Here is a 13,935-nt window from a genome sequence, read left to right as displayed (position 1 = left end):
GGACAGAAGTATGTTATGCTTTGTACTCGTTAGTGAGTACATCCGACAGGTGGCGTAACATGACCCAACAATCCCCCTATTCAGCAGCGGTAGCCGAACAGCGTCATCAGGAGTGGCTGCGTTTTGTCGCGCTCTTACAGCAGGCGTACGCCGACGATCTTCATCTGCCGCTTTTACAGCTTATGCTGACCCCCGACGAGCGCGAGGCGCTGGGTACGCGGGTACGTATTATTGAAGAGCTGCTGCGCGGTGAGATGAGCCAGCGCGAGCTAAAAAATGAACTCGGCGCCGGCATCGCGACTATCACCCGCGGTTCGAACAGCCTCAAGTCAGCGCCGCCGGAGCTGCGTTTATGGCTGGAGCAGTCGTTGTTTAACGCTGGCGATAAATAGCGTTATGAAACGGACTTAGCGCCAGCACGACGGCCTGATGATAAACGCTGCTGCGGGTCAGTTTTCCGGCCGTAAATACGCCGATTGCGCCCTCTTTACGGCCAATTTCATCGATGCCGGTATGCTGAGACATCACTGGACCCAGCGCTTCCCCTGCCTGAACTTTTTCAAGAATGACCTGCGGCAGCGGTAGGGTTGCCGAGCGCGCTTCGCCGCGCAGGCTACCGTTATCGATGGTCACCCAGCTAAAAGTGCTGCCCTCGTCGATTCCGGCTTCAATGGCGACCCAAAAGTCCGCATTTGGCTGCGCAAGACGCGCGTTAGCCACGCGATTTCGTGCGCCAGCGCGCGTTTCGTCGCTACCAAAAGGCTGTTCCGGCACGCCGCTCTCGACGGAGACGGACTCAATGTGGCAGGATCCTTCGCCGAAGATCTCGTTGAAAGCCTGCAGAATTGCCTGAATTTTGGCGGGATTAGTGGTAGCTGAGACAACATGGTGCATAATCAAAATAACTCAGAATGACTTAACATCATCGCAGTATACTCCAAACCCTTCTTGTTGCAGGCGGCTATGCTTGAAGCGAGAGGGTTAAGAGCTCATAACGGATAATAAAGCATGTTACAGGTATACCTTGTTCGCCACGGTGAAACGCAGTGGAACGCCGAGCGACGTATTCAGGGCCAGTCCGACAGTCCGCTTACCGCCCACGGTGAGCGTCAGGCCTGGCAGGTAGGCGAGCGCGCCAGAACGCTGGGGATTACGCATATAATTGCCAGCGACTTAGGTCGGACGCGGCGTACCGCAGAAATCATCGCTGAAGCCTGCGGATGCAGCGTCATAACCGATTCACGCTTGCGTGAGCTGGATATGGGCGTGCTGGAAAAGCGCCATATTGACTCGCTAAGCGAAGAAGAAGAGGGCTGGCGTCGCCAGCTGGTCAACGGCACGCCCGATGGGCGTATCCCGCAGGGGGAATCGATGCAGGAGCTGAGCGAGCGTATGCATGCGGCGCTGGCATCTTGCCTGGAACTGCCCGCAGGCAGCCGGCCGCTGTTGGTGAGCCACGGCATGGCGCTGGGATGTCTGGTGAGTACGATTCTTGGTTTGCCGGCATACGCGGAGCGACGTCTGCGTCTGCGCAACTGCTCCATTTCCCGCGTTGACTATCAGCAGAGCCCCTGGCTGGCGTCAGGATGGGTAGTGGAAACCGCGGGGGATGTTTCGCATCTTGATGCCCCCGCGATGGATGAACTACAGCGTTAACGACGAATCGGGATCAGGTATTCGCAGCGTAGCTGAATGGGCGGTTCCTGATTCCGGCTTTCATCTTCCGGAAAGAAACGTTCGATATCCAGACCTTTACGGCGGGTGAGGTTGAGCATCGGCATGCAGGTGCCGTAAACCGTCAGAATAAATTCCTGTAACCCGGTACCCAATCCTTCGTAGGTAAACATCACGTACTCGCCGCCTTCCAGCGTCACCGGATGGGCGTTGTGCAGGTGACCGTTAGCCAGCTCCGGCGTCAGCGCGGTGGTGTAGAACACCTCCTGCTCATCGTCTTTATCCATGCTGGGGCGCGGTTCGTGCAGGCCGTACAGCGTCGGAGGAATTGACGGCGTATTGGCGAGGAATTCACGCCAGAACTGAACGCGCATCTGATTACGGAAATCGGAGATCTCTTCCAGCTTACAGGTATAGCTCTGAGTGACGCCAACCAGCTGAGTGGTGTTCAGCGTGACGAATTCATACTGCGGCATGGTGAACTCGCCCAGACGCAGCGGAGGGCGCATACCGTAAGAACTCCAGTCTGGAGAGCGTCGATAGAGGGCTGGCGTCAGCGAAAACTGCTTTTTGAAAGCACGCGTAAACGTCTGCTGCGAATCAAAACGATACTGCAGCGCGATATCGAGAATCGGACGTGCGGTCAGGCGCAGGGCAACCGCTGACTTAGATAAGCGACGGGCGCGAATATAGGCACCGATGGCGTGGCCGGTGACGTCCTTGAACATTCTTTGCAGATGCCACTTGGAATAACCTGCCTTCGCTGCCACATTGTCCAGTGAGAGTGGCTGATCCAGGTGACCTTCCAGCCAGCTAAGGAGATCGCGAATAATCCCTGCTTGATCCATAAAATATCCCCATCCTTAAACTCAGGTGCCTGATACTAAAGGTAGCGGATAATAGCATTTTTTGATGTTTTAGCATTCAGTGTTTTTTTTGCTTTTAAATGCGATTATTCCACAAGTATCGGTGGTAATTTTGTAAAGCTGTGATCTATAAAACTTTTCTTCATAATGAGTGATAATCACTCAGCTAAATTTTTAAGAATGGTAACAATATGAAATACAAGAAGTTAGTTGCAGGAATGTTTTTACTGGCCGGCTGTCAGGTGGCCCAGGCGGAGCAAATCGGCTCCGTGGATACGGTATTTAAGTTTCTTGGTCCGGATCATAAAATCGTCGTGGAGGCCTTTGACGATCCGGATGTCCAGAACGTGACGTGCTACATCAGTCGCGCGAAAACCGGCGGAATTAAAGGCGGGTTAGGCCTGGCGGAAGATACCTCTGATGCCGCAATTTCCTGTCAGCAGGTGGGGCCCATTGAGCTGACGGATAAAATTAAAAACGGGAAAAAGCAGGGCGATGTGGTATTCCAGAAACGCACCTCGCTGGTTTTTAAAAAGCTGCAGGTCGTGCGTTTTTATGATGCGAAACGCAATGCGCTGGTCTATCTGACCTATTCAGATAAAATCGTTGATGGCTCGCCGAAGAATGCGCTTAGCGCCGTGCCGATTATGCCATGGAATAAATAACAGGGAACGCCGATGCAACAACCGCGGATCTGGTTGGTGGAAGATGAGCTCAGCATTGCCGATACGCTTGTCTACATGCTGCAACAGGAAGGATTTATCGTTACGGCGTTTGAGCGCGGGCTACCCGCTCTGGATGCCGCCCATCATCAAATACCCGACCTGGCGATCCTCGACGTCGGGCTGCCGGATATCAGCGGTTTTGAGCTATGCCGTCGTCTGCTGGCCCGCTATCCGGCGTTGCCGGTGCTGTTCCTGACGGCCCGCAGCGAAGAGGTGGATAAGCTGCTTGGCCTGGAAATCGGCGCCGATGATTATATCGCCAAGCCCTTTTCCCCTCGTGAAGTGTGCGCCAGGGTGCGCACCGTCCTGCGGCGGCTGCAAAAATTTGCCGCGCCTTCACCGCTGCTACGGGTAGGGGAATTTACTTTGCATGACGCTGCGGCTCAGGTTACGTGGTGCGGACAGCCCCTGAATCTGACCCGCTATGAGTTTTTATTATTAAAAACGCTGCTTCACTCTCCCGGCCGCATTTTTTCTCGCCAGCTGCTGATGGAGCAAGTTTGGGGCGACGCGAACGAGAGCTTCGATCGCACCGTGGATACCCATATCAAAACGCTGCGCGCGAAGCTGCGAGAAGTTAACCCCAATATCTCCCCTATTAGTACGCATCGCGGCATGGGATACAGCCTTGGAGGTTAGTGATGCGCATCGGAATGCGGCTGCTGCTGGGCTATTTTTTGATTGTCGCTATCGCGGCCTGGTTTGTGCTTTCCATCTTTGTCCAGGAGATTAAGCCCGGGGTGCGGCGGGCAACGGAAGGTACGCTGATTGATACGGCCACCTTGCTTGCCGAGTTGGCCCGCGAGGATTTACTCTCCGCCGATCCCCAGCATGGGCGGCTGGCCCAGGCTTTCCAGTCGCTTCATCGACAACCGATTAACGCCAATATCGCCGGCATTAATAAAGTGCGTAACGAATATCATATCTATCTGACCGACGCGCAGGGCAAAGTGGTATTTGATTCGGCGGGCAAAGCGCTGGGACAGGACTATTCGCGCTGGAACGATGTCTGGCTCACTTTACGCGGTCAATATGGGGCGCGCAGTACCCGCAGCGACCCGAACGACGACAACAGCTCGGTGATGTATATTGCCGCGCCGGTGAGCGACAATGGCCGGATCATTGGCGTGCTGAGCGTTGGGAAACCCAATCTGGCCATGGCCCCGGTAATCAAACGCAGCGAGCGCCGTATTCTGTGGGCCGGAGGCGCGCTGCTGGGTATCGCGCTACTGATCGGCGCCGGGATGGTGTGGTGGATTAATTTCTCCATCGGCAAGCTGGTTCGCTACGCGGACTCCGTGACCGCCGACCGCCCGGTTCCGTTGCCGGATGTCGGCGGCAGCGAACTGCGTAGGCTGGCGCAGGCGCTGGAGAGTATGCGCCTTAAGCTGGAAGGAAAAAACGCCATTGAAAACTACGTGTATGCCTTGACCCATGAGCTGAAGAGCCCGCTGGCGGCGATTCGCGGCGCAGCAGAAATCCTCCAGGAAGCGCCTCCGCCTGAGATCGCCGCGCGTTTTACCCGTAATATCCTGGCGCAGAATGCGCGTATGCAGTCGCTAGTAGAAAATTTACTCCAGCAGGCCCGGCTGGAGAATCGGCTGGAGATCGCCAGGCGTCCCGTCTCTGTAGCGGCGCTTTTTCGCCGCCTTGCCGAGGAGCGAGAGATCGCGCTGGCGGCGAAAAACCTCAGGCTACGCTGGCAGGAGACAACCCTGACGGTTGAGGGCGATCGCGAACTTTTGGCGCAGGCGTTGGGCAATCTCCTTGATAACGCTATCGATTTCACTCCTGTGGAAGGAGAGATCCTGCTTGGCGCGGAAGAAAACGATGGCGGCGTACTCTTGACCGTAAGCGATACGGGAAGCGGTGTTCCAGACTATGCGCTGGGGCGTATTTTTGAGCGTTTCTACTCACTGCCGCGCGACGATGGACATAAAAGCAGCGGCCTGGGGCTGGCATTTGTGCGTGAGGTTGCGCGCCTGCATCAGGGGGATATTCAGCTGATTAATCGCCCTGAAGGCGGGGCGTGCGCTTTGCTGAGACTTCACGCTCACTTCACATAGCTTCAAACTCTCCCCACATAGCCTCTTTATGGTGAGCGCATCACTAAGGAGAGGGCTATGTTGAAATCACCACTATTCTGGAAAATGAGCACCCTGCTGGGATGTATTTTACTGTTGTCGATCCCGCTGATGATTGTCAGACAGCTGATCGACGAACGCGCGGATTATCGTAGCGACGTCATTGAGGCTCTGGAGAGCAGCACCAGCGGGGCGCAGAAGCTGGCCGGGCCGCTCATCGCCATTCCCGTAACCGAGACGTTGACTCGGGTTGAGGGCAAAAAAACGGTCGAATATCAAAACCATTGGGTGCATTACTGGCTGCCGGAGACGCTGGCGGTTAACGGTAATCAGGACGTTGAATCCCGGCGGGTCGGTATCTATGAAGGGCAAATCTGGCACAATAATCTCAGCATCAAGGCGCATTTTGACCCGGCACGAATCACGGCGCTCAGGAAAAGTACGATTACGCTGGGGAGGCCATTTCTGGTCGTTAGCGTTAGCGATGCGCGCGGGATTGGCGAGATTAAGGCTCCTGAGGTCAACGGCGAGACGCTGTCCGTTGAGCCAGGGCCCGGCACTGGCGAGAGCGGAGAGGGCATTCATATGCCAATGCCGCTGTTGTTACCTGAACAAAAAGCGCTGGATATTGAATTCACACTTAATCTGAATGGTAGCGGCAGCTTCTCGGTGGTACCGCTTGGGCGCAACAGCACGCTACAGCTAACCAGCAACTGGCCGCATCCGGGATTCCTTGGCGATTTTTTACCCGGCAAGCGTGAGGTTAGCCCAACAGGCTATAGCGCACAGTGGCAAAGTACCTGGTTTGCCAACAATATGGCCAGGTTTTTTGTCGATGACCGGGAAATTGAGTGGCGTCAGCTACCTGCATTCAACGTGAATGTCACCACGCCTGCCGATCAATATCAGCTGACCGACAGGGCGACAAAATATGCCATTCTATTGATAGCACTGACATTTATGGCGTTCTTTGTGTTTGAAAGTTTAACCCTTTATCGTATGCACCCCATGCAGTATATGCTGGTGGGGCTGTCGCTGGTTATGTTCTATCTGGTGCTGCTGGCGCTGTCCGAACATATCGGCTTTACGTCATCATGGATTGCCGCCAGTTTGATCGGCGCGCTCATCAATGGCGTGTATCTTCAGGCGGTGCTGAAAGGGTGGCGGAATAGCTTTCTGTTCGTCTGTGCGCTACTGCTGCTGGATGGCATTATGTGGCTGCTGCTGCGTTCGGAAGATAGCGCATTATTGCTGGGTACCGGTGTGCTGCTGCTGGCGTTAAGTGCGCTTATGTTCCTGACTCGCCATGTTGACTGGTACGCGTTATCTCTGCCGAAAGCCAAAGATAATCAGCCAGGCGTTGGCGATGATGTTGGCGATGATGACGATAAGCTCAGGATCTGGAAATAAAAAAAACGGCGCGAATAGCGCCGTTTTTACGTTATGACAGCAAGAAAAACGGAGTTATTCCTGCAGGTCGCCACAGAAGCGGTACCCCTCGCCATGAATGGTGGCGATAATTTCCGGGGTGTCCGGAGTGGACTCAAAATGCTTACGAATGCGACGGATGGTCACGTCCACGGTACGGTCGTGCGGCTTCAGCTCACGGCCGGTCATTTTCTTCAGCAGTTCTGCACGCGACTGGATTTTGCCCGGATTTTCGCAGAAGTGCAGCATGGCGCGGAATTCACTGCGCGGCAGCTTATACTGCTCACCATTTGGGCTTACCAGCGAACGGCTATTGATATCCAGCTCCCAGCCGTTGAACTTATAGCTTTCTACGCTGCGGCGTTCTTCGCTCACGGTACCCAGGTTCATGGTACGGGAGAGGAGGTTGCGAGCGCGGATCGTCAGTTCACGCGGGTTGAACGGTTTAGTGATATAGTCATCGGCGCCGATTTCGAGGCCAAGGATTTTATCCACTTCGTTATCGCGACCGGTGAGGAACATCAGCGCGACGTCCGCCTGCTCACGCAGCTCGCGTGCTAACAGGAGACCATTTTTGCCTGGCAGGTTGATATCCATGATCACCAGGTTGATATCATTTTCAGACAGGATCTGATGCATTTCCGCGCCATCGGTCGCTTCGAATACATCATAACCTTCTGCTTCGAAAATACTTTTTAACGTGTTGCGTGTTACCAACTCGTCTTCAACGATAAGAATGTGCGGGGTCTGCATGTTTGCTACCTAAATTGCCAACTAAATCGAAACAGGAAGTACCAAAGTCCCTGACCTGCCTGGTGCATGTCGCAAATTAACATGCCCGGCGTAACATGACTAAAGTACGTAATTGCGTTCTTGATGCACTTTCCATCAACGTCAACAACATCATTAGCTTGGTCGTGGGTACTTTCCCTCTGGACCCGACGGTGTCAAAAACGGCTGTCATCCTAACCATTTTAACAGCAACATAACAGGCTAAGTGAGGCATGACACCCAATAAAACTACGCTTCGTTGACATATATCAAGTTCAATTGTAGCACGTTAACAGTCATGTGAAATCATTGCATCTAAACCGGATTCACACTCACAATTCATACCCTGCTCAATTAGTTGCAATGAGCAAATAATAAACGTGGTGAATCCAAAGCTTCAAAACGTATTCGGGCATAAATCTCATTGCCAAACATACGGATAAAGCTGTTCTGTTAACATACTCTGTGTCATGGTGCCTTGGGAATAGTTTAGTTTTTTTTATGGGTGATAAAGCTCAAATTTAGTGATTTTTGTTGCAAATTTGTAAATTTACGGCGCGTAAAATGAAGGGGTGAATTGTCATTTCCACGCCTGGAAAAGCAAAAGAGAGAACGAATGCGTTTATCAATAGTATTAGTGTCCCCGGCACGGGCAGAAAACGTGGGTGCGGCAGCCAGGGCAATGAAAACTATGGGGTTTAGCGATATGAGGATCGTCGATAGCGAGGCTCATTTGCAGCCTGCCGCGCGCTGGGTCGCGCACGGCTCTGGCGATATTCTCGATAATATTCAGACTTATGCCACTCTGGAGCAGGCGCTCCACGATGTCGATTTTACCGTCGCCACGACGGCCCGCAGCCGGGCTCGTTTTCACTACTACGCGACGCCGCAGCAGCTTTTACCGCTACTGGAAGAGAAAGCTCAGTGGATGCATCATGCCGCGCTGGTATTTGGCCGTGAAGATTCCGGTCTGACCAATGAAGAGCTGGCGCTTGCCGATGTGCTGACCGGCGTGCCGATGGCGGCAGACTATCCTTCGCTGAATCTGGGGCAGTCGGTGATGGTATATTGCTATCAGCTGACCTCTTTACTGCAAAAAACCACGACCGTAGCCCCAGGCGTCGATGACAATCAGCTGCAGGCGTTACGTCTGCGCACGCTCGATCTGCTCAATCGCCTCGGCGTAGGCGACGATATAAAATTGACCGACTGGCTTCAGCAGCGAATAGGTCTTCTGCAGCAGCGAGACACCGCCATGCTGCATCGTTTACTGCATGATATTGAAAAAAACCTTCCAGAGTAAAGCTCTGCCATGCTGTTTTAACATAGTTTTATGTGCTAAAAAACAACGAAGAAATGCGTAAATACGGATGAAGTATCAGGTTGTTGTGGCGTATTGGCCAGGTGCATAAAAACCGGCTAAAAGTAGAAATTCATTGACTTACGTCGGCAGATACTTTAACCAATATAGGCACAGGACACAGACAGATAAAAATTACAGAGTACACAACATCCATGAATCGCATCGGCATGATCACCACGATTATCACCACCACTATTACCACAGGTAACGGTGCGGGCTGACGCGTACAGGAAACACAGAAAAAAGCCCGCACCTGAACAGTGCGGGCTTTTTTTTCGATAAAAAATCAAGGGGTCATAACCATGCGTGTGTTGAAGTTCGGCGGTACATCAGTGGCAAATGCAGAACGTTTTCTGCGTGTTGCCGATATTCTGGAAAGTAATGCCAGGCAGGGGCAGGTAGCGACCGTACTGTCTGCCCCGGCGAAGATCACTAACCACCTGGTTGCGATGATCGAAAAAACGATCGGCGGGCAGGATGCGTTGACCAATATCGCTGATGCCGAACGCATTTTCGCCGAACTTCTGCAAGGGCTCGCCGATGCTCAGCCGGGCTTTCCACACGCTCAGCTGAAGGTTTTTGTCGAGCAGGAATTTGCGCAAATCAAACACGTTCTGCACGGTATTAGCCTGCTTGGGCAGTGTCCGGATAGCGTTAACGCGTCCCTTATTTGCCGGGGTGAAAAGCTCTCAATCGCCATTATGGCCGGCTTGCTGGAAGCGCGCGGTCATAACGTCACGGTGATTAACCCGGTTGAAAAACTGCTTGCCGTTGGCCATTACCTCGAATCCACCGTAGATATCGCAGAGTCGACTCGTCGCATTGCCGCCAGCCAGATCCCGGCTGACCATATGGTGCTGATGGCGGGCTTTACCGCGGGTAACGAAAAGGGTGAGCTGGTGGTGCTGGGGCGTAACGGCTCTGACTACTCCGCAGCGGTACTGGCAGCCTGCCTGCGCGCCGACTGCTGTGAAATCTGGACCGACGTTGACGGCGTTTATACCTGCGACCCGCGTCAGGTCCCGGATGCGCGTCTGTTGAAGTCGATGTCCTATCAGGAAGCGATGGAGCTTTCCTACTTCGGCGCTAAAGTTTTGCACCCGCGTACTATCGCCCCCATCGCCCAGTTCCAGATCCCCTGTTTAATCAAAAATACCGGTAATCCGCAGGCGCCGGGTACGCTTATCGGCGGCAGCAGCGATGAAGACGATCTGCCGGTGAAAGGTATCTCTAATCTCAACAACATGGCGATGTTCAACGTCTCCGGTCCGGGGATGAAGGGGATGGTTGGCATGGCGGCGCGCGTGTTCGCCACTATGTCCCGCGCGGGAATCTCCGTCGTACTTATCACCCAATCCTCATCCGAATACAGCATCAGCTTCTGCGTGCCGCAGAGCGACTGCGCTCGGGCGAAGCGGGTAATGGAAGATGAATTCTATCTGGAGCTGAAAGAGGGGCTGCTTGAGCCGCTGTCGATCATGGAACGCCTGGCAATTATTTCGGTTGTCGGCGATGGCATGCGGACGCTACGCGGGATTTCCGCCAAATTCTTCGCTGCGCTGGCGCGCGCCAATATCAACATTGTGGCGATTGCACAGGGCTCTTCCGAGCGCTCCATCTCCGTTGTCGTCAGCAACGATGATGCGACCACAGGCGTTCGCGTGACGCACCAGATGCTGTTCAATACCGATCAGGTGATTGAAGTGTTTGTGATTGGCATCGGCGGCGTCGGCGGCGCGTTGATCGAACAGATTAAGCGCCAGCAGGGCTGGTTGAAGAGTAAACATATTGACCTGCGCGTTTGCGGGGTAGCCAACTCTCGCGCTTTACTGACCAACGTACACGGTCTGAACCTGGAACACTGGCGCGATGAGCTAGCGGAAGCCAAAGATGCGTTCAACCTGGGACGACTCATTCGTCTGGTGAAAGAGTACCATCTGCTGAACCCAGTGATTGTCGACTGTACCTCCAGCCAGGCGGTGGCCGATCAGTATGCCGATTTCCTGCGCGAAGGCTTCCACGTGGTGACGCCGAACAAAAAGGCCAATACCTCATCGCTGGATTACTATCATCAACTGCGTCATGCCGCGAGTAGCTCACGACGCAAGTTTCTCTACGACACCAACGTCGGCGCGGGGCTGCCGGTAATCGAAAACCTGCAAAATTTGCTGAATGCCGGTGATGAACTGCTGCACTTCTCCGGTATTCTGTCCGGCTCGCTGTCATTTATCTTCGGCAAGCTGGATGAGGGCGTAAGCTTCTCTGCCGCGACGAAGCTGGCGCGTGAGATGGGCTATACCGAACCGGATCCGCGCGACGATCTTTCTGGCGTTGATGTCGCGCGTAAGCTGCTGATTCTGGCTCGTGAAACCGGGCGAGAGCTGGAGCTGTCTGACATTATCGTAGAGCCGGCGCTGCCGGCGGATTTTGATGCCAGCGGCGATGTTGACAGCTTTATGGCGCGTCTGCCGTCACTGGATGATGAGTTTGCTTCACGGGTCGCTAAAGCGCGCGATGAAGGTAAAGTCTTGCGTTATGTTGGCAATATCGAAGAGGATGGCACCTGCCGCGTGAAAATTGCCGCGGTAGACGGCAACGATCCGCTGTTTAAAGTGAAAAACGGCGAGAATGCGCTGGCGTTTTACAGCCACTATTATCAGCCACTGCCGCTGGTGCTGCGCGGTTATGGCGCGGGGAATGATGTCACCGCGGCTGGCGTTTTTGCCGACCTGCTGCGTACCCTGTCATGGAAGTTAGGAGTTTAAGATGGTCAAAGTATATGCCCCGGCTTCCAGTGCCAACATGAGCGTCGGGTTTGACGTGCTGGGCGCGGCGGTAACGCCGGTCGACGGCACGCTGCTGGGGGACAACGTCTCGGTTGAAGCGGCGGCGAGCTTTAGCCTGCAAAACGTGGGTCGCTTCGCCAGTAAACTGCCGACGGCTGCGCAGGAGAATATCGTCTATCAATGCTGGGAGCGTTTTTGCCAGGAGATTGGCAAACAGGTACCGGTGGCGATGACGCTGGAAAAAAACATGCCGATTGGTTCCGGCCTGGGCTCCAGCGCCTGTTCCGTGGTTGCCGCGCTGGTGGCGATGAATGAATTCTGCGGTAAGCCGCTCAATGAGAGCCGAATGCTGGCGCTGATGGGCGAGATGGAAGGGCGGATTTCCGGCAGCATTCACTATGATAACGTCGCCCCTTGCTATCTGGGCGGGATTCAGCTGATGCTTGAGGAAAATGGCATCATCAGCCAGCAGATACCGGCATTTGATGAATGGCTGTGGGTGCTGGCCTATCCGGGGATTAAAGTCTCAACTGCGGAAGCGCGGGCCATTCTCCCGGCGCAGTATCGCCGTCAGGACTGTATTGCCCACGGTCGCCATCTGGCGGGCTTTATTCACGCCTGCTATAGCCGTCAGCCTCAGCTGGCGGCGAAGTTGATGAAAGATGTCATTGCCGAACCGTATCGTACCAAACTACTGCCGGGCTTCAGCGAAGCGCGTCAGGCAGCAATGGAAATTGGCGCGCAGGCGTGCGGCATTTCCGGTTCCGGTCCAACGTTGTTTGCATTATGCGATAAACCGGAAACCGCGCAGCGCGTCGCCGACTGGCTGGCTACGCACTATCTGCAAAATAAGGAAGGCTTCGTTCATATTTGCCGGCTGGACACGGCGGGCGCTCGAGTAGTGGGATAACCAATGAAACTCTATAACTTAAAAGATCATAACGAACAGGTCAGCTTTGCGCAGGCCGTTACGCAGGGGCTTGGCAAGCATCAGGGGCTGTTCTTCCCGCACGATCTGCCGGAATTCAGCCTGACTGAAATCGACGAAATGCTGCAGCAGGACTTCGTGTCGCGTAGCGCAAAAATTTTGTCGGCATTTATCGGCGATGAGATCCCGCAGGAGGTTCTGCAAGAACGTATCGGCGCCGCCTTTACCTTCCCGGCACCGGTAAGTAAAGTGCAGGACGACGTCGGCTGCCTCGAACTGTTTCACGGTCCGACTCTGGCGTTTAAAGACTTCGGCGGCCGCTTTATGGCGCAAATGCTGACCCATATAGCAGGCGACAAACCGGTCACTATTCTGACGGCCACCTCGGGTGATACCGGCGCGGCGGTTGCGCATGCGTTCTATGGTCTGCCTAACGTCAAAGTCGTCATTCTCTATCCGCGCGGCAAAATCAGCCCGCTGCAGGAAAAGCTGTTCTGCACCCTGGGCGGCAACATTGAAACCGTAGCAATCGACGGTGACTTTGATGCCTGCCAGGCGCTGGTTAAGCAGGCATTTGATGATGAAGAGCTGAAAGCCGCGCTGGGTCTTAACTCGGCTAACTCAATCAATATCAGCCGCCTGCTGGCGCAGATTTGCTACTACTTTGAAGCCGTTGCTCAGCTGCCTCAGGAAGCCCGTAATCAGCTGGTTATCTCGGTACCCAGCGGTAACTTTGGCGATCTGACCGCCGGTCTGCTGGCTAAATCTCTGGGGCTGCCGATCAAGCGTTTTATCGCGGCGACTAACGCCAATGATACCGTGCCGCGCTTCCTGCAGGACGGTAACTGGTCGCCAAAAGCGACTCAGGCCACGCTGTCTAACGCGATGGACGTCAGCCAGCCGAACAACTGGCCGCGTGTGGAAGAGCTGTTCCGTCGTAAAATCTGGCGTCTGAACGAGCTGGGCTACGCGGCGGTGGATGATGAAACCACCAAAAAGACCATGCGTGAGCTGAAAGCCATCGGCTATACCTCTGAACCGCATGCGGCGATTGCCTATCGCGCGCTACGCGACCAGCTGCAGCCTGGCGAATATGGCCTGTTCCTCGGCACGGCGCATCCGGCGAAATTTAAAGAGAGCGTGGAAGAGATTCTGCAGGAGACGCTGCCGCTGCCGAAAGAGCTGGCCGATCGTGCCGATTTGCCGCTGCTGTCGCATGATCTGCCGGCTGATTTTGCCGCGCTGCGTAAGCTGATGATGGGTTAAGCCTGATTCAGCGCTCCCCTCCTGCATTATCCGCAGCAGGGGAG

Annotated in this window: 15 protein-coding genes and 1 other annotated feature; of the genes, 12 read left to right on the top strand and 3 right to left on the bottom strand. The window is 54.5% G+C overall.

Features of this window, described 5'->3' with window-relative positions; translation table 11 throughout:
* Nucleotides 1-59 precede the first annotated feature (59 nt).
* Entirely contained in the window at nt 60-392 is a 333-nt protein-coding gene (trpR, locus tag HMPREF3178_RS24010) for a trp operon repressor (protein WP_004108439.1), read from the top strand.
* On the opposite strand, the gene yjjX is transcribed toward trpR, so the two are convergent.
* Nucleotides 373-894 carry an inosine/xanthosine triphosphatase gene (gene yjjX / locus HMPREF3178_RS24005; RefSeq protein ID WP_004110389.1) on the bottom strand — a complete coding sequence of 174 codons (522 nt, stop codon included), beginning with the start codon at nt 892-894 and terminating at the stop codon, nt 373-375. The genes trpR and yjjX overlap by 20 nt on opposite strands.
* 114 nt (nt 895-1,008) lie before the next feature.
* Between yjjX and gpmB the strand changes: the two genes are divergently transcribed.
* Entirely contained in the window at nt 1,009-1,656 is a 648-nt protein-coding gene (gene gpmB, locus HMPREF3178_RS24000; protein WP_004108435.1) for a 2,3-diphosphoglycerate-dependent phosphoglycerate mutase GpmB, read from the top strand.
* Here the strand turns inward: gpmB and robA are convergent.
* Nucleotides 1,653-2,522: an MDR efflux pump AcrAB transcriptional activator RobA gene (gene robA / locus HMPREF3178_RS23995; protein ID WP_004108433.1), complete on the bottom strand. Its 870-nt coding sequence runs from the start codon at nt 2,520-2,522 to the stop codon at nt 1,653-1,655. The two genes, gpmB and robA, sit on opposite strands and share 4 nt — an antisense overlap.
* A 209-nt stretch (nt 2,523-2,731) precedes the next feature.
* On the opposite strand from robA, the gene creA reads away from it, so the two are divergent.
* From creA to creD, 4 genes are read left to right on the top strand one after another with little or no spacing between them, the layout of a single operon-like run.
* A complete protein-coding gene (gene creA, locus HMPREF3178_RS23990; RefSeq protein WP_004110391.1) occupies nt 2,732-3,205 on the top strand; it encodes a protein CreA in 474 nt (157 codons plus the stop codon).
* A gap of 12 nt (nt 3,206-3,217) precedes the next feature.
* The gene (creB, locus tag HMPREF3178_RS23985) at nt 3,218-3,904 is read left to right on the top strand and encodes a two-component system response regulator CreB (RefSeq protein ID WP_004108429.1); all 687 of its coding nucleotides are present in this window, start codon (nt 3,218-3,220) and stop codon (nt 3,902-3,904) included.
* A gap of 2 nt (nt 3,905-3,906) precedes the next feature.
* Nucleotides 3,907-5,331, top strand: coding sequence for a two-component system sensor histidine kinase CreC (creC, locus tag HMPREF3178_RS23980; RefSeq protein ID WP_017145037.1), 1,425 nt, complete (start codon nt 3,907-3,909; stop codon nt 5,329-5,331).
* Nucleotides 5,332-5,388: 57 nt separating this feature from the next.
* Complete coding sequence (gene creD / locus HMPREF3178_RS23975) at nt 5,389-6,759, top strand: cell envelope integrity protein CreD (RefSeq protein ID WP_029496750.1); 1,371 nt, start codon at nt 5,389-5,391, stop codon at nt 6,757-6,759.
* A gap of 54 nt (nt 6,760-6,813) precedes the next feature.
* On the opposite strand, the gene arcA is transcribed toward creD, so the two are convergent.
* Entirely contained in the window at nt 6,814-7,530 is a 717-nt protein-coding gene (arcA, locus tag HMPREF3178_RS23970) for a two-component system response regulator ArcA (RefSeq protein ID WP_002887843.1), read from the bottom strand.
* 95 nt (nt 7,531-7,625) lie between these two features.
* Between arcA and yjjY the strand changes: the two genes are divergently transcribed.
* The 6 genes from yjjY to thrC all read left to right on the top strand — a co-directional run bounded on the left by yjjY (nt 7,626) and on the right by thrC (nt 13,891).
* A complete protein-coding gene (yjjY, locus tag HMPREF3178_RS31135) occupies nt 7,626-7,766 on the top strand; it encodes a YjjY family protein (protein ID WP_001541509.1) in 141 nt (46 codons plus the stop codon).
* A 398-nt stretch (nt 7,767-8,164) separates the two neighbouring features.
* Nucleotides 8,165-8,851 (top strand): tRNA/rRNA methyltransferase, encoded by a 687-nt coding sequence (locus HMPREF3178_RS23965; protein ID WP_017145035.1) that lies wholly within the window; start codon nt 8,165-8,167, stop codon nt 8,849-8,851.
* 212 nt (nt 8,852-9,063) lie between these two features.
* Entirely contained in the window at nt 9,064-9,132 is a 69-nt protein-coding gene (gene thrL, locus HMPREF3178_RS30395) for a thr operon leader peptide (protein WP_004222578.1), read from the top strand.
* Nucleotides 9,071-9,188: a sequence feature (Thr leader region), on the top strand. Its footprint overlaps the gene before it by 62 nt.
* A 25-nt stretch (nt 9,189-9,213) precedes the next feature.
* Nucleotides 9,214-11,676, top strand: coding sequence for a bifunctional aspartate kinase/homoserine dehydrogenase I (gene thrA / locus HMPREF3178_RS23960; RefSeq protein ID WP_017145034.1), 2,463 nt, complete (start codon nt 9,214-9,216; stop codon nt 11,674-11,676).
* 1 nt (nt 11,677) lies between these two features.
* Nucleotides 11,678-12,607, top strand: coding sequence for a homoserine kinase (thrB, locus tag HMPREF3178_RS23955; protein ID WP_004110407.1), 930 nt, complete (start codon nt 11,678-11,680; stop codon nt 12,605-12,607).
* Nucleotides 12,608-12,610: 3 nt separating this feature from the next.
* The gene (gene thrC / locus HMPREF3178_RS23950) at nt 12,611-13,891 is read left to right on the top strand and encodes a threonine synthase (protein WP_004108418.1); all 1,281 of its coding nucleotides are present in this window, start codon (nt 12,611-12,613) and stop codon (nt 13,889-13,891) included.
* Nucleotides 13,892-13,935: the final 44 nt, after the last annotated feature.

The organism is Klebsiella sp. HMSC09D12 (assembly GCF_001808475.1).
In the GTDB taxonomy this organism is placed as follows: domain Bacteria; phylum Pseudomonadota; class Gammaproteobacteria; order Enterobacterales; family Enterobacteriaceae; genus Klebsiella; species Klebsiella oxytoca.
This window is presented reverse-complemented; position numbering and strand designations above follow the sequence as displayed.